The organism is Agromyces sp. NPDC127015 (assembly GCF_042725165.1).
Taxonomy (GTDB): domain Bacteria; phylum Actinomycetota; class Actinomycetes; order Actinomycetales; family Microbacteriaceae; genus Agromyces; species Agromyces chromiiresistens.
The window spans coordinates 208315-224270 of sequence record NZ_JBHXDI010000005.1 but is presented as its reverse complement, the minus strand read 5'-3'; the positions used below and the strand labels follow the sequence as shown (position 1 = coordinate 224270).

At 72.1% G+C, this 15956-nt stretch carries 14 protein-coding genes; 9 read left to right on the top strand and 5 right to left on the bottom strand.

The genetic code is table 11. The features are described 5' to 3' along the window. Position 1: 1 nt before the first annotated feature. Positions 2-829: an aldo/keto reductase gene (locus ACFWGP_RS15795; RefSeq protein ID WP_376931330.1), complete on the bottom strand. Its 828-nt coding sequence runs from the start codon at positions 827-829 to the stop codon at positions 2-4. Positions 830-907: 78 nt separating this feature from the next. Further along, positions 908-1672, bottom strand: coding sequence for a DUF1684 domain-containing protein (locus tag ACFWGP_RS15790; RefSeq protein WP_231430304.1), 765 nt, complete (start codon positions 1670-1672; stop codon positions 908-910). A gap of 81 nt (positions 1673-1753) precedes the next feature. On the opposite strand from ACFWGP_RS15790, the gene hrpA reads away from it, so the two are divergent. After that, the gene (gene hrpA, locus ACFWGP_RS15785) at positions 1754-5758 is read left to right on the top strand and encodes an ATP-dependent RNA helicase HrpA (RefSeq protein WP_376931329.1); all 4005 of its coding nucleotides are present in this window, start codon (positions 1754-1756) and stop codon (positions 5756-5758) included. A 30-nt stretch (positions 5759-5788) separates the two neighbouring features. Here hrpA and ACFWGP_RS15780 read toward each other — a convergent pair whose 3' ends face one another. From ACFWGP_RS15780 to ACFWGP_RS15770, 3 genes are read right to left on the bottom strand one after another with little or no spacing between them, the layout of a single operon-like run. Further along, positions 5789-6565, bottom strand: a complete 777-nt coding sequence (locus ACFWGP_RS15780) for an amino acid ABC transporter ATP-binding protein (RefSeq protein ID WP_304504449.1) — start codon at positions 6563-6565, stop codon at positions 5789-5791. Beyond that, a complete protein-coding gene (locus ACFWGP_RS15775) occupies positions 6562-7560 on the bottom strand; it encodes an amino acid ABC transporter permease (RefSeq protein ID WP_374201102.1) in 999 nt (332 codons plus the stop codon). The genes ACFWGP_RS15780 and ACFWGP_RS15775 overlap by 4 nt, the downstream gene beginning before the upstream one ends. A gap of 19 nt (positions 7561-7579) precedes the next feature. Continuing rightward, on the bottom strand, positions 7580-8482 hold the full coding sequence (locus ACFWGP_RS15770) for an ABC transporter substrate-binding protein (protein WP_231430302.1): 903 nt from the start codon (positions 8480-8482) through the stop codon (positions 7580-7582). A 249-nt stretch (positions 8483-8731) separates the two neighbouring features. On the opposite strand from ACFWGP_RS15770, the gene ACFWGP_RS15765 reads away from it, so the two are divergent. From ACFWGP_RS15765 to ACFWGP_RS15730, 8 genes are all read left to right on the top strand, one after another. After that, positions 8732-9940, top strand: a complete 1209-nt coding sequence (locus ACFWGP_RS15765; RefSeq protein WP_231430301.1) for an MFS transporter — start codon at positions 8732-8734, stop codon at positions 9938-9940. Between the two features lie 14 nt (positions 9941-9954). Continuing rightward, entirely contained in the window at positions 9955-10788 is an 834-nt protein-coding gene (locus ACFWGP_RS15760; RefSeq protein ID WP_376931328.1) for an aldo/keto reductase, read from the top strand. A gap of 98 nt (positions 10789-10886) precedes the next feature. Continuing rightward, the gene (locus ACFWGP_RS15755) at positions 10887-11825 is read left to right on the top strand and encodes a DUF4349 domain-containing protein (protein WP_376931327.1); all 939 of its coding nucleotides are present in this window, start codon (positions 10887-10889) and stop codon (positions 11823-11825) included. Positions 11826-11834: 9 nt separating this feature from the next. Further along, positions 11835-13025: an acyl-CoA dehydrogenase family protein gene (locus ACFWGP_RS15750; RefSeq protein WP_376931326.1), complete on the top strand. Its 1191-nt coding sequence runs from the start codon at positions 11835-11837 to the stop codon at positions 13023-13025. 105 nt (positions 13026-13130) lie between these two features. Then, positions 13131-13304 carry a hypothetical protein gene (locus ACFWGP_RS15745; protein ID WP_231430297.1) on the top strand — a complete coding sequence of 58 codons (174 nt, stop codon included), beginning with the start codon at positions 13131-13133 and terminating at the stop codon, positions 13302-13304. A gap of 10 nt (positions 13305-13314) precedes the next feature. Next, the gene (locus ACFWGP_RS15740; protein ID WP_376931325.1) at positions 13315-14193 is read left to right on the top strand and encodes a metal-dependent hydrolase; all 879 of its coding nucleotides are present in this window, start codon (positions 13315-13317) and stop codon (positions 14191-14193) included. A gap of 51 nt (positions 14194-14244) precedes the next feature. After that, positions 14245-14739, top strand: coding sequence for a cation:proton antiporter regulatory subunit (locus ACFWGP_RS15735; RefSeq protein ID WP_231430295.1), 495 nt, complete (start codon positions 14245-14247; stop codon positions 14737-14739). 13 nt (positions 14740-14752) lie between these two features. After that, positions 14753-15940: a cation:proton antiporter gene (locus tag ACFWGP_RS15730; RefSeq protein ID WP_275505595.1), complete on the top strand. Its 1188-nt coding sequence runs from the start codon at positions 14753-14755 to the stop codon at positions 15938-15940. Positions 15941-15956: the final 16 nt, after the last annotated feature.

The window sequence follows — 15956 nt, the reverse complement described above, 5'->3', positions numbered from 1 at the left end:
GTCAGTCCACCTCGTCGGGGTGGGCGCTCACCCGGCCCTCGCGCTCGAGCGCCGTGATCGCCTGCATCTCGGCATCGTCGAGCTCGAAGTCGAACACGTCGAAGTTCTCGGCCATGCGCTCGCGACGGGTCGACTTCGGGAAGACGATGTGCCCGCGCTGCAGGTGCCAGCGCACGACGATCTGGGCGGGGGTCTTCTCGTGCGCCGCCGCCGGTCCGGCGATCTCGGGCAGTTCGAAGAGCGGGTACTTGCCCTGCCCGAGCGGCCCCCAGGCCTCGATCGCGATGCCGTGCTCCTCGGCGAACGCCGCGGTCGCCGGCTGCTGGTGGGCCGGGTGCAGCTCGATCTGGTCGACGGCGGGCACGACGTCGGTCTCGTCGAGCAGTCGTTCGAGGTGCGGCACGAGGAAGTTCGAGACGCCGATCGAACGCACGCGACCGCTGTCGCGGAGCTTCTCGAACTCGCGCCACGTGTCGACGTACCGGTCGCGGGCCGGGCTCGGCCAGTGGATCAGGTAGAGGTCGACGTAGTCGAGCCCCAGCCGTTCGAGGCTCGCATCGAAGGCGTCGTGCACGGACTGCGTGCCCTGGTCGTCGTTCCAGAGCTTCGTCGTCACGTACAGCTGTTCTCGGGCGATGCCCGATGCCGCGATCGCCCGGCCCACGCCCGCCTCGTTGCCGTAGATGCGCGCCGTGTCGAGGTGCCGGTAGCCGACCTCGAGCGCGTCGGTCACGATCCGCTCGGTCTCGTTCGGGTCGACCTTGAAGACCCCGAAGCCGAGCTGCGGGATGGAGTGGCCGTCGTTGAGCTGGATGCGGGGAACCGTCATGCCCGCCATCCCATCACGGCCGGGCTCGCGCCGACAGGGCGGTTCGCTGCCCGCGAAGCCGGGCACGGCCGCCTCCGGTCACGCCGCGGGCGACTCCGCCGCGACCGTGCGGCGCACCGGCAGGCGCTCCCCCGCGCGCACCGCGACCGACCACCGGTTGCCGGGCGAGGGCAGCGGGCACACGTACTGGTCGCTGAAGGCGCAGGGCGGCAGGTACGCCCGGTTGAAGTCGAGCTCGAGCGTGCCGTCGGCCGCGGGCTCGTCCACGGCGAGGAAGCGGAACCGGTACGCCTCGTGGCCGCTCGTCGCGTCGGCGAACACCGCGCCGAGGCCGCCGGCGTCCCGCGTCAGGGTGAGTTCGATCGGGGTGCCGTCGACGTCGAACCGGGCGACGCCTGCGACGTGCTCGGTCGACGCGTGCCCGTCGACGCTCGTCACGTCGAGCGTCGCGTCCGCCGCAGGCTCGAAGCTCGCACGCACGACCCAGCGCGGCGACGGTGCGAACGCGTCGATGCCGGCGAGCGACGTGCGCGTCGGGGCGTCGGGGTCGAGCACGCGCAGCGCCAGCGCCCCGTCGCGCTCGAACGCGCGCAGCACCGTCGCACCCACCGCCAGTTCGTCGCCGGCTGCGAGGCGCACCGCGTCCGAGGCATCCGCGAGCCCCGTGCCGACCACCGCGCCGTCATGGGCCGCCCAGCGACCGGGCGCGCCCTCCACCGCCGCCGGCTCGTCGGTGAGCCAGTGCGTGTGCCGCAGGGCGGCGAGCCCGTGCGGGGCCGTCGCGCGCGCTTCGCGCGCGTGGTGCCAGTCGTGCCAGTCCGACTCGAAGCGTTCGCTCGTCATGCCTCCACGCTACCGATCGCGGCGACCCGGTTCAGCGCTCGGCGTCCTCGTACGACCCACCACGTCATACGATGGAGGGCTATGTCGTCGCCTGCGCCGATCCCCGTGATCACCTATCCCGCCGAGCTGCCGGTCTCCGCGCAGCGCGACGAGATCGCGCGCGCCCTCGAGTCGCACCAGGTCGTGATCGTCGCCGGCGCGACGGGCTCGGGCAAGACGACGCAGCTGCCGAAGATCTGCCTCGAGCTCGGCCGGACCTCGATCGCGCACACCCAGCCCCGCCGCATCGCCGCGCGCACGATCGCCGAGCGCATCTCCGAGGAGCTCGGCGTCGAGCTCGGTGGCCTCGTCGGCTACCAGGTGCGCTTCACCGACCGGGTGAGCGAGTCGACCCGCGTCAAGGTGATGACCGACGGCATCCTGCTGAACGAGATCCACCGCGACCGCGACCTGCGCCGGTACGACACGATCATCATCGACGAGGCGCACGAGCGCAGCCTCAACATCGACTTCCTGCTCGGCTACCTGAAGCGGCTGCTGCCGCGCCGCCCCGACCTCAAGGTCATCGTCACGAGCGCGACGATCGACCCCGAGAGCTTCGCGCGGCACTTCGAGGATGGCTCGGGCGAGCCCGCGCCCGTGATCGAGGTGTCGGGCCGGACGTATCCCGTCGAGGTCCGGTACCGGCCGCTCGTCGCCGCGGCCGGCATCGGCGACGACGACGAGGACGAGGGCGCCGCGGCCGAGGACAAGGACGTGCAGCGCGGCATCATCGACGCGCTCGACGAGCTCGACCGCGAGTCGAGCGGCGACGTGCTCGTCTTCCTCTCGGGCGAGGGCGAGATCCGCGACGCCGAGCAGGCGGTACGGGCCCGCTATGCGGGCGGTCGCGGCGGCGAGACCGAGGTGCTGCCGCTCTACGGGCGCCTGTCCTCCGCCGATCAGCACCGCGTGTTCGAACCGTCGAAGGTCGCGGGCCTGCGGCGCCGCGTCGTGCTCGCGACGAACGTCGCCGAGACGAGCCTCACGGTGCCGGGCATCCGCTACGTCGTCGACGCGGGCACCGCGCGCATCAGCAGGTACTCGGTGCGCTCGAAGGTGCAGCGGCTGCCGATCGAGCCGATCTCGCAGGCCTCGGCGAACCAGCGCTCCGGCCGGTCGGGCCGCACGAGCGACGGCATCGCGATCCGGCTCTACTCGGAGGAGGACTTCGAGCGCCGGCCCGAGTTCACCGACCCCGAGATCCTGCGCACGAACCTCGCCGCGGTGATCCTGCAGATGGCGTCCCTCGGGCTCGGCCCGATCGAGGAGTTCCCGTTCCTCACGCCGCCCGACGCCCGCGGAATCCGCGACGGTCTCGAGCTGCTGCGCGAACTCGGTGCGCTCGACGACGGCGCCGCGGGCGACGGGCCGCAGCTCACGCGCATCGGACGCCAGCTCTCGCGCCTGCCGATCGAGCCGCGCTTCGCGCGCATGGTGCTCGAGTCGAAGGCGCAGGGCGTCTCGCGCGAGGTGCTCGCGATCGTCGCGGGCCTCACCGTCCAGGACCCGCGCGAGCGCCCCCTCGAGCGCCGCGAGGAGGCGAACGGGTCCCACGCCCGATTCGTCGACCCGACGAGCGACTTCCTGACGCTCCTGAACCTCTGGAACCACCTCGAGCGGCAGCAGCGCGAGCTCTCGGGCAGCGCGTTCCGCCGCATGTGCAGGTCGGAGTTCCTGAACTACCTGCGCGTGCGGGAGTGGCAGGACCTGTACCGCCAGCTCGTGCGCCTCGCGAAGCCGCTCGGCCTGCACGTCGCCGAGCGGGCCGGCGAACCGAACGGCGACGGCATCCACCGGGCGCTCCTCGCGGGTCTCCTCTCGCAGATCGGGCTGCGCGACGACGCCCTGCGCCAATCAGCACCGACGTCGACGGGGCGCGGCGGCGCGCGCGACGCCGATCGCAGGGGACGGCGCCGCGACGCCGAGTTCCTCGGCGCCCGCAACACCCGCTTCGTGGTCTTCCCCGGCTCCGCACTCGCGAAGAAGCCGCCGCCGGCGCTCATGAGCGCCGAACTGGTCGAGACGAGCCGGCTCTTCGCCCGCACGAATGCCGCGATCGACCCGGCATGGGCCGAGCAGCTCGCCGGCCCGCTCGCCAAGCGCAGCTACTCCGAGCCGCGCTGGGAGCGCCGCCAGGGCTCGGCCGTCGCCGACGAGAAGGTGCTGCTGTTCGGCGTGCCGATCGTCGCGAAGCGGCGGATCCAGCTCGCCCGGGTCGACGCCGAGCTCGCCCGCGAGCTGTTCATCCGGCACGCCCTCGTCGACGAGGACTGGGACACCTCGAAGCTCGATCGCCGGCTCTTCGCGTTCGTCAGGCAGAACCGGGCGCTGCGCGGCGAGCTCGGCGAGGTCGAGGAGCGCACCCGCCGCCGTGACCTGCTCGCGGGCGACGAGGCGGTCGTCGCGTTCTACGAGGCGCGCGTGCCGCACGACGTCGCCGACGTTCGCTCGTTCGAGCGGTGGTGGCGCGGTGCGCAGCGCACGGCGCCCGACCTCCTCACGATGCGCCGCGAGGACCTGCTCGGCGAGGACACCGACCGCGCGCACGACGACGGCTTCCCCGACCGCTGGCGGCAGGGCGACCAGACCCTCTCGCTCGCGTACCGCTTCGAACCCGGGGCCGACGACGACGGCGTCACGGTCGTCGTGCCGCTCGTGCTGCTGCCGCGGCTCGAGGCGACCGGCTTCGACTGGCAGGTCCCCGGACTCCGCGACGAGCTCATCACGGCGCTGCTGCGCTCCCTGCCGAAGGTGCTCCGTCGCCAGGTCGTCCCGGCGGCCGAGTGGGCGGCGAAGATCGCCGCCGAGCTTCCGGACGGCCCCGAGGGCGGCGAGCCTCGCGAACCGCTCGTCGCCGAGGTCGGCCGGGCGATCCGGCGGCTCACGTTCACGCCCGTCGACCCGAGCGACTTCGACCTCGACCGCGTGCCGCCGCACCTTCGGGTCACGTTCCGCGCCGTCGACGAGCGCGGCCGCGCGCTCGGCGCGTCGAAGGACCTGTCCGAGCTGCAGGCCCGGCTCGCCGACCGCACGCGCGACGCCGTCGCGCGCGCCGTGAGCGGGTCGGGTGGTCCCGGCGATCGCCCGGCCGTCGCGGGCGACCGCCGCAATGGACGCGGCGCACGGAACGACGACCGGCGCGGCCCGCGGCCCGCCACCGCCCCTCCCCCCGAGCTCGCCGAGCGCGGCGGCATCACCGCCTGGGAGTGGGACGCGCTGCCCGAGCATCTCGACACGAGCCAGGCCGGCAACGTCGTGCGGGCCTATCCGACACTCGTCGACGAGCGCGAGGCGGTGGCCCTCCGGCTCGTCGCGACGCCCGAGGAGCGCGATCGGGCGCTCCGGCGAGGCATCCGGCGGCTCGTCGTGCTCTCGACCCCGACGCCGGTCGCCTATGTGCAGGAGCACCTCTCGAACGAGGAGAAGCTCGCGCTCGCCGCGAGCGCGTACCCGTCGACCCGCGCGCTGCTCGACGACTGCCTCGCCGCCTGCGTCGACGCCGAACTGCGTGCCCGCCACCCCGACGGGCTCCTGCGGACGCGAGCCGAGTTCGATGCCGTGCGCGACGCGGTCGCGGCCACGATCGTCGACCGGCTGTTCGAGACGGTGTCGCTCGTCGCCCGGATCCTCAGGGCGGCCCGCGAGGCCGACCGGGCGATCTCGGGCGCGTCGAGCATCCAGCTCATGGCGGCGCTCGCCGACCTCCGCGAGCAGCTCGCCGCCCTCGTGCCGAACGGGTTCGTCTCGGCCACGGGGCTCGAGCGGCTGCGCCACCTGCCGCGGTACCTCGAGGCGATCACGGCGCGCGTGCGCAAGCTCGTGGACAACCCCGGACGCGACCGGCAGCTCATGAACGAGTTCGACGTCGCCCGTTCGGCCTATGAGAAGGCCGGAGGCACGCTGCCGATCGACGCCGAGGCCGACCCGGTGCTCGTGCGCGTGCGGTGGATGCTCGAGGAGCTGCGCGTGGGCCTCTTCGCCCAGGAGCTGCGCACGGCCGAGACCGTCTCGGTCCAGCGCGTGCAGAAGGCGCTCGCCGGCTGAGCCGACGAGCGCCTTCGGGGCGGATGCGCCTCAGAGCACCTTGGAGAGGAACGCCTTGGTGCGCTGGTGCTGCGGGTTCGAGAGCACTTCTCGCGGGTCGCCCGACTCGACGACGACGCCCCCGTCCATGAAGACGAGCGTGTCGGCGACCTCGCGGGCGAAGCCCATCTCGTGCGTCACGACGATCATCGTCATGCCGCTCTTCGCGAGCTCCTTCATGACCTCGAGCACCTCGCCGACGAGCTCGGGGTCGAGCGCCGAGGTCGGCTCGTCGAACAGCATGAGCTTCGGCTCCATCGCGAGCGCCCTGGCGATCGCGACACGCTGCTGCTGCCCGCCCGACAACTGCGAGGGGTAGTAGTCGGAGCGCTCGGCGAGGCCGACGCGGGCGAGCAGCTCGAGCGCGCGCGCCTTCGCCTGCGACTTCGGCAGCCCCTTCTTCAGCAGCGTCGGTGCGAGCATCACGTTCTCGACGGCCGTCATGTGCGGGAAGAGGTTGAAGCGCTGGAACACCATGCCGATGTCGCGGCGCTGCTTCGCGGCCTCCTTCGGGTGCAGCTCGTAGATCTTGTCGCCGTGCTGGCGGTAGCCCACGAGCTGGCCGTCGACCGAGAGCCGTCCGGTGCTCACGGTCTCGAGGTGGTTGATGCAGCGGAGGAAGGTCGACTTGCCCGAGCCCGACGGCCCCACGAGGCAGAGCACCTCGCCGCGCTTCACCTCGAGCGAGATCGACCGGAGCACGGTGTTCGAGCCGTAGGACTTCGACACCGCCTCGGCCTTCACCATGGGGGTCTCCGCGGCGTTCATGCGCCTCCTCCGGCGTGGTGGTTCGACGGCGGGACCTCCGTGTCGACCGCGGCGACCGCGCTCGTCTCGACGGTCGGCTGCTGCACGGCCGGTCGCTGGTCGATGCCCTTCGCGTAGTGCTTCTCGAGGTAGTACTGGCCGACCATCAGGATCGACGTGATCGCGAGGTACCAGATCGACGCGACGATCAGCATCGGCACCGGCTGGTACGTCTTCGCCGCGATGTCGCTCGTGCGCGTGAACAGTTCGAGCGTGAACGGCACGGCGATGACGAGCGAGGTCGTCTTCAGCATCGAGATGACCTCGTTGCCGGTCGGCGGGATGATCACGCGCATGGCCTGCGGCAGGATGACCCGGCTCATCGTGTGCCACCAGCCGAGGCCGAGGGCGGTCGCCGCCTCCTCCTGGCCGCGGTCGACCGCGAGCAGGCCCGCGCGCACGATCTCCGCCATGTAGGCGGCCTCGTTGAGCGCGAGGCCGATGACCGCGAGGGCGAAGTAGCTCAGCAGGTCGCTCGTCGTGATCGACAGCCACGGCTCGGAGCCGGGGAGGCCGATGTCGATCGACTTGTAGATGACGCCGATGAGGCCCCAGAACACGAGCTGCACGTACACCGGGGTTCCGCGGAACAGCCACAGGTACACCCACGCCACCGACTTCACGACGGGGTTCGGCGAGAGGCGCATCACGGCGAGCACGATGCCCAGGATGATCGCGATGACCATCGAGTACACGGTCAGCTGCAGGGTGTAGCCGGCGGCTTCGACGACGCGCGTGTCGAAGAGGTACTTGCCGACCTCGGTCCAGTTGTAGACCGGCCGGTTGACGGCCGCGTCGACCACGAAGAGGACGACGAGCACGATGAGCACGACGGCGAGGACCATGCGCCACGGGTGGCGCAGCTTGATGGCCTTGATCGCCTCGGGGGGCGTGTCGGTTCCGGAGCCGGCCGGCGGGGTCTCGGACCCCGCCGGCCGGGAAGGCATGTCGGACATGACTGCGGTGCTTCTCAGGTCAGTTCGTCGCGCCGTTGATGGTCGCCTCGTCGACGGCACCCGACTCGATGCCGGCCGACTTCAGGATCTCGAGGTACGTGCCGTCGTCGATGAGCGACTGCACCGCGGCCTGCACGGCCTTCGTCATGTCGCTGTCCTTCTGGGTGGCGAAGCCGTAGGGCGCCGCGTCGAACATCTCGCCGACCGTCTCGAGCTGGCCGTCGAGGTTGGCGACCGCGTCACCCGTCACGGGCAGGTCGGCGGAGAAGGCGTCGGCCTTGCCGTTGACGACGGCGTTCGTGACCTCGGGCTGCCCCTCGAACGGCAGGATCTCGATGGGCTCCTCGCCCGCGTCGACGCACTCCTGGCTGCGTGCGGGCAGCTCGTCGGTGTGCTGGATGGTGCCCGACTGCACGGCGACGGTCTTGCCGCACGCGGTGTCGGGGGTGATGTCGCTGCCGGCGGGCGCGGCCCACAGGCTGCCCGCGTTCAGGAAGTCGACGAAGTCGACCGAGGCCTGGCGCTCGACCGTGTCGGTGAACGACGACGAGCCCATGTCGAGGGCGCCCTCCTGGATGCGGGGGATGATGCTGTCGAAGCTCAGGATCTCCCACTCGGGCTCGAGCCCGAGCTTGGCCGAGACCGCCTCGGCGAGGGTGACGCCCCAGCCGGTCGGCTCGCCGGCGTCGTTCTTGTACTCGTTGGGCGGGTACTCGGCGTCGGTGCCGATGCGCAGCACGCCCGAGTCCTTGACCTCGGCGGGCAGCAGGGCCACCGCGGCGTCGTCGGCCTCGACCGAGGTCTTGGGGGCGGTGCTCTCGGAACCGCCGCCCTCGCTCTCGGAGTTGTTGACGCAGCCGGTGAAGAGCAGGGCCGCGGCGGAGGCGATGGCGGCCGGCAGGAGCAGGCGTCGGATGTTCATGTTGATACCTCTGTCGTCACATGATGATGGGGACAAACGACTGAGCGCAAAGTGAGGCTCCGTCGCCGTAGACCGAGCCTAAACCACCGCAGGCTCGACGCAAGCATCTCGGCAGATCACGATTCGGTGGCGATTCGAATCGCCCGCTTCACACCCTCGACACGCAAGATTCCGTACTTTCGAGACGCAATGCCGCACTGCGCAGCCGTTCGGCGGGCGCGTCGCACCGATCGATAGGCTTGGCGCACCGTGGGAACCTACTCCGAACTGCTCAAGACGCAGGGCGTCGCACGCATCATCGCCGCCCAGCTGACCGCGCGCTTCCCCTCGGGAATGCTCTCGCTCGCGTTCCTGCTGCACGTCGAGCAGCAGACGGGCTCGTACGGCGCAGCCGGGCTCGTGCTCGCCGCCACGTCGATCGGGCAGGCCGTCGCCGGCCCGCTCACGAGCCGCCTCATGGGTCGGTTCGGCATGCGCCCGGTGCTCGTCGTCACGCTCGTGATCTGCGTGAGCGCCGTGGTCGCGATCGGAGTGCTGCCCCTCACCGTGCCGCTGTACATGGCGGTCGGCCTCGTCGCCGGTCTCGCGACCCCGCCCGTGCAGCCCGCCGTGCGCACGATCTACCCGAAGATGGTGAACTCGCGACAGCTCACCCCGCTGTTCTCCCTCGACGCCTCGGCGCAGGAGATCATCTGGGTCGTCGGGCCGGTCGTCACGACCTTCGTCGCGACGCAGATCGGCACGGTGTGGGCCATCCTGCTCGCCGCCCTGCTCATGGTCGTGGGCGGCGCCTGGTTCATCTCCTCCCCCGAACTCGGCCGGGTGCGCATCCCCCGCTCGAAACGCCGGTTCGGCACCGTGCTCGCCCGCCCCGCCGTCCTGCTCGCGACCGTCGTCGGATTCCTCCTGATCGGCGCGTGCGCGGCCATCGAGGCCGGCGTCGTGGCCGTCTTCGGCCACGACGGCAGCGAGGCCGGCATCGTGCTCGCGATCTTCTCCATCGGATCGCTCGCCGGCGGCCTCTTCCTCGGCCACGTCCCCATCGGACCGTGGTCGACCGCCCGCCGCATGTTCATCGTGTTCGTCGGCACCGCGCTCGCAGCGTTCGTGATGGACTTCTGGTGGCTCTCGATCACCCTCTTCGTCGCCGGCATCGGCATCGCGCCCGCGCTCGCGGTGCTGTTCGCGATCGTCTCGGCGAGCGTGAAGTTCTCCGACACCGCCGAGGCGTACGGCTGGGTCGGCACGGGCCAGCTCATCGGCGCCGCACTCGGCTCGGCCCTCGCCGGCTTCCTCATCGACGGCTACGGCGCGCAGGGCGCGTTCTGGGCGGCGAGCGCGCTCGCCTTCCTCGGGTTCCTCGTGCCCGCGTTCGCACGCCGATGGCACCCCGATCTCCGAGGCCGCGACGCGAGCCCCATTCCCGACACCGAACCGGTGCCGCTCCAACCCAGTTGACGAAGGGCGCCAGGATGCCTCGACAGCTCCCGCTCGCACCGCTCGTGCCGCTGGCCGACGGCCACGCGATCCCGCAGCTCGGCTACGGGCTCTACAAGGTGCCCGCGCACGACGCGGCGCAGCTCGCCGGCGTCGCGATCGCGACCGGCTACCGCCACCTCGACACGGCCGCCTTCTACGAGAACGAGCAGGGTGTCGGCGCGGCCGTGCGCGCGGCCGAGGTGCCGCGCGACGAGCTGTTCGTGACGAGCAAGGTGTGGAAGGACGACAACGGCTACGACGAGGCGCTCCGCGCCTTCGACGCGTCGATGGGCCGGCTCGGGCTCGACCGGCTCGACCTCTTCCTCATCCACTGGCCGGTGCCGTCGACCGACCGCTACGTCGACACCTGGCGGGCCCTCGTGCGGCTCCGCGACGAAGGACGGGTGCGCTCGATCGGGGTCTCGAACTTCCACGCCCACCACCTCGACCGCATCATCGGCGAGACGGGCGTCGCCCCGGTCGTCAACCAGGTCGAGCTGCATCCGCGGCTGCCGCAGGCCGCCCTCCGCGAGTTCCATGCGGCACGCGGCATCCGCACCGAGGCGTGGTCCCCGCTCGCCCGGGGTCGCCTCCTCGACGACCCGGTGCTCGCCCGGCTGTCGACGGCGCACGGGCGCAGCCCGGCGCAGATCGTGCTGCGCTGGCACGTCCAGATCGGCAACGTCGTGATCCCGAAGGCGTCGTCGCCGGAGCGCATCCGCGAGAACCTCGATGTCTTCGACTTCGAGCTCGGCGTCGACGACCTCGCCGCGATCGCCTCCCTCGAGACCGGCGAGCGCACCGGACGAGATCCCGACGACGACTGACGCGCGCCGCTCGCGCTCGTCCGGCCGCGACCGGATCGTGACCCGACTCCCAGCGCCCGTCCAGACACTGGCTCCCGGCGCGGCAATACCCTGACCGCATGAGACGACTCGCACCCGCGGCGGCGTCCGCCGCGATCATCGCCCTCCTGCTCGCCGGCTGCTCGATGGGCGGCGGCTCGAGCACGCCCGGCGTCGCCGAGCCCGACATGCCGGCTCCCGCCCAGGGCGGCGACGCCGGCGCCGACGGGGGCTCGGCCGACGAAGCCCGGGCCGAGCCCGACGCCGTCGACCGCAGCGTGATCACGACGGGGTGGATCGCGGTGACCGTCGACGATCCGATCGACGCCGCCGAGGAGGCCGCCGCGATCGTCGACCGCGCCGGCGGGCGCACCGAGAGCCGGACGGAGCAGCCCGGCACCGATGCGTCACCGCCGAGCGCGCACCTCGTGCTGCGCGTGCCCGCAGCAGAGCTCGACGGCGTCGTCGACGAGATCCGCGATCTCGGCCGGGTGGACTCCGTCTCGATGCAGGCCTCCGACGTCACGCAGCAGCGCACCGACCTCGACGCGCGCATCGAGGCGCTCTCGGCCTCGGTCGACCGGCTCGAGCAGCTGCTCGCCGAAGCCGAGACCATCGCCGATCTCATCGCCATCGAATCCGAGCTCACGACCCGCCAAGCCGAACTCGACAGCCTCACCCAGCAGCGCGACCAGCTCGTCGACCAGGTCGACTACTCGACCCTCACGCTCGATCTCGCCACGGTCGAGGCGGCGCCGGCCCCGGCGCCCGACGACTTCTGGAGCGGGGTCGTCGCCGGGTGGACGGCCCTGGTCGGCTTCCTGTCTTCGCTCGCCGTCGCCCTCGGCGTGCTCCTGCCGTGGTTCGCCGTACTGCTCGTCATCGCCGCCGTCGTGACGCTCGTCGTGGTGCTCGCCGCCCGCGGACGGCGACGGGCGCCGGGGGTCCCGGTCGAGCCGGCGCCGCACCCCGGCTCCGACGCCGATCGCTCCCCCACCGGGCCGGAGCCGCGGGCGTAGTCTGGCGACGTGAGCGCGACGACCGAGACCACGACGCAGACCCCGACGCCCGAATCCCTCCTCGACGACGACCTCCTCGAGCGATTCCGCGCCCGAGCGGCCGAGTACGACCGCGACAACGCCTTCTTCGACGACGACCTCGAAGAACTCCGCGCGGCCGGCTACCTCACCGCGCTCGTGCCCGTCGAGCACGGCGGCCTCGGCTGGGGCCTCGTCGACGCGGTGCACGCGCAGATGCGGCTCGCCGGCGCCGCACCCGCGACGGCGCTCGCCGTCAACATGCACCTCGTGTGGACGGGCGTCGCGAAGGTGCTGCGCGACCGCGGTGACGACTCGCTCGACTTCGTCCTCCGCGAGGCGGGTGCGGGCGAGGTGTTCGGGTTCGGCATCTCCGAAGCCGGCAACGACCTCATGCTGTTCGGCTCGCGCACCACGGCCGAACCGCAGGCCGACGGCGGCTACCGGTACGCGGGCCGCAAGATCTTCACGTCGCTGTCGCCCGCATGGACGCGGCTCGGCACGATGGGCCTCGACTCGGTGTCGTCGGATGCGCCGAAGCTCGTCTACGGCTTCATCGACCGCGAAGACCCCGACGTGCGCATCCTCGACGACTGGAACACGATGGGCATGCGCGCGAGCCAGAGCCGCACGACCGTGCTCGACGGGGCGTACGCCGCGCCCGACCGCATCGTGCGCCGGCTCGACCCCGGGCCCAACGCCGACCCGCTGGTCTTCGGCATCTTCGCGAACTTCGAACTGCTCCTGGCCGCCGTGTACACGGGCATCGGCCGGCGCGCGCTCGACCTCGCGGTGGCCGCGGCCGGCCGCCGCACCTCGATGAAGCACGACGGGCGTCCCCTCGCGCACGACCCCGACATCCGGTGGCGCGTCGCCGACGCGGCGATCGCCTACGACGCGATCCCGCCCCAGCTCGACGCCGTCGCCCGCGACCTCGACGAGCTCGTCGACCACGGCGCGGCCTGGTTCGCGAAGCTCGTCGGCATCAAGGTGCGGGCGACCGAGACCGCCAAGCACGTCGTCGACCAGGCGGTCCGCGTCTCGGGCGGCTCGACCTATTTCGCGGGCTCCGAGCTCGGGCGGCTCTACCGCGACGTGCTCGCCGGCATCTTCCACCCGTCCGACGACGAGTCGGCGCACGCGACCGTCGCCAACGCATGGCTCGGCCCGGTCCCCGACTGACGAGTCGCCCCGTTCCCGACCGGCGCGCGGGGCACGACCGCGGCGCGGCCCGATGGATAGACTGGCCGAGGCGACGAACGTCGCCCCCGCACCCTGGAGGACCTTGTGAACGTCGTCGCCACCGTCATCGCCCTGGGACTGTTCGTCTTCGGCATGTGGGTCATGAGCATCGCCCCCGAACTGGCGAGCCTCCAGGCCGCCGTGTTCTTCGGCGGCATCCTCGCCGTCGCGCTCTCGCTGGCGATCCCGTTCCACCTGCTCGGCCGCGCCGACGACTGACGCCGGTCGCATGACGCTGCCCGCGCACGACACGATCGTCACGTACCCCGCCGGTGAACTCGTACGGCACGCCACCGTGCTGCACACGGCCCCCGCCCGCGACGGGCTCGTGGCCGTCGTCACCGACGCGACGTCGTTCCACCCGGTCGACGCCGCCTGGCCCGACCAGCCCGCCGACACCGGCACGCTGCGCGCGGGCGATCGCGAACTGCCGATCCGAGACGCCGTCGTCGCCGCGACCGACGGGTCCGAGCTGCATGTCGGCGACGACGTCCCCGTGCGCAAGGGCACCGAGGGCTGGGCGTTCGTCGTCGCACACCTGATCGATGGCGGCGGCCCGGTCGCCGAAGGCGACCAGGTCGTCATCACCGCGGATGCCTCGGCGCGCCGCGCCCTCTCGCTCGGGCACAGCGCCTGCCACGCGGCATCCCTCGCCCTGAACCGTGCGGTCGAGTCGCGCTGGTCGAAGCCGGCCCGCACCGATGCGCTCGGGCGTCCCGACTTCGACGGCATCGCGATCGCGTCGAGCCGCATCGAGCCGTTCGGCTCGGTCGACCGCTACCGGCTGAACAAGTCGCTGCGCCGCGCCGGCTTCGACGCGACGGGCCTCGCGGAGGCACTCGACGAACTCGGCCGTGAGGTCTCCGCCGCCGTCGGCGAGTGGGTCGCGGCGGGCTCGACGGTCCGCGTCGAGCGCGACGGCGACCGGCTCACCGACCGGCGCAGCTGGGTCGCCGAGCTGCCCGAGGGCGTCGCCCGCATCGCCTGCGGCGGCACGCACGTCGACTCGCTCGCCGAGCTGGGCGCCGTGCGAGTCGCCTTCGAGCTCGTCGACGACGCCGGCACCCCGGTGCTCGAGATGCGCACCCGGGTGGGCGCCGACGGCTGAACCCCCGCGCGCCCGGCCGTGCACCTCCGCAACGGGGTTACGATTACGGGCGTGGGTATTCGCATCGAGAAGGTCGACCTGCCCGGGATCGGCGTGCGTCACGACCTCGTGACCGAAGCCGGGCGCCGAATCAGCGTGGTCTCGCACCGCGACGGCGAGCGCGATCTCGGCGTGTTCGACATCGACGACCCCGACGCGTGCCGCGACAGCGTCGCACTCAACGACGACGAGGCCTCCGCCCTCGCCGATGTGCTGAGCGCCTCGGTCATGCTGAGCCGCCTGACGAGCCTCTCCGACGAGACCGCCGGCCTGTACACGGAGCAGATCGCACTGCCCACCGACTCGCCGTTCCTCAATCGCACCCTGGGCGACACCAAGGCCCGGACCCGCACGCACGCCTCGATCGTGGCGATCGTGCGCGACCGCCAGGTCATCGCCTCCCCCACGCCGTCCGAGCCCCTGCGCGCGGGCGACGTGATCGTCGCCGTCGGCACCCGCGAGGGTCTCGACGGGGTCTCGAGACTGCTCGCCAACGGACCCGACTGACGCCGGGCCCCGCATGCACGAGACCACGCTCCTCCTCATCGAAGTCGGCGCGCTGCTCCTCGGAATGAGCCTCCTGGGGCGGCTCGCACTGCTCATCGGCCTCTCGCCGATCCCCTTCTACCTCCTGCTCGGCCTCGCGTTCGGCTCGGGCGGCATCTTCCCGTTCGACGCGAGCATCGAGTTCCTGCAGACCGGGTCCGAGATCGGCGTGATCCTTCTGCTCGCCCTGCTCGGGCTCGAGTACACCGCGTCCGAGCTCTTCGACAGCCTGAAGTCGGCGCGCATGCCGGGAGTGGTCGACGGGCTGCTGAACGCGTTGCCGGGCGCGGCCCTCGCACTCATCCTCGGCTGGGGTCCGGTCGCAGCGGTCGCATTGGCGGGCGTCACGTGGGTGTCGTCGTCGGGGGTGATCGCGAAGCTGCTGCGCGACCTCGGCCGTCTCTCCAACCGCGAGACGCCGGCGATCCTCGGCGTGCTCGTCATCGAAGACCTGGCGATGGCGTTCTACCTGCCGATCCTCTCGGCGATCGTCATCGGTGTCAGCCTCGTGCAGGGCGCCGTGGCCGTGGCCGTCGCGGTCGCGGTCGTCGTCGTGATCCTCTACATCGCGCTGCGTCACGGCCACCTCGTCTCGCGTCTCTTCCCCGCCGACCATGCCGAGCCCCTGCTGCTCGGCGTGCTCGGCCTCACGATGCTCGTCGCCGGGCTCGCCCAGGAGGTCTCGGTCTCGGCCGCGGTCGGCGCGTTCCTCGTCGGCATCGCGTTGTCGGGTCGCGTGGCGGTGAACGCGAGCCAGGTGCTGACGCCGCTCCGAGACCTGTTCGCCGCGACGTTCTTCGTGTTCTTCGGGCTCACGACCGATTCGTCGCAGCTCATGTCGATGATCCTGCCGGCGCTCCTGCTCGCGGCGGTCACGATCGCGACGAAGCTCGCGACGGGCGCCTACGCCGCGGCGCGCGCAGGGGTCGGCACGCTCGGCCGGTGGCGCGCGGGCTTCTCGCTCGCGCCGCGCGGCGAGTTCTCGATCGTGATCGCCGGTCTCGCCGTGACCGCCGGAGTGGAGCCCGCGCTCGCCTCGCTCGCCACCGACTACGTCCTCATCACGATCATCGCCGGCACGTTCCTCGCCCGCGTGCCCGACGCCGCGTGGTTCCGCGCCGCGGTGCGGCGCCGTCAGCAGCGCACGCGGCAGGCCGTCTGAGGCGGATGCCGCGGCT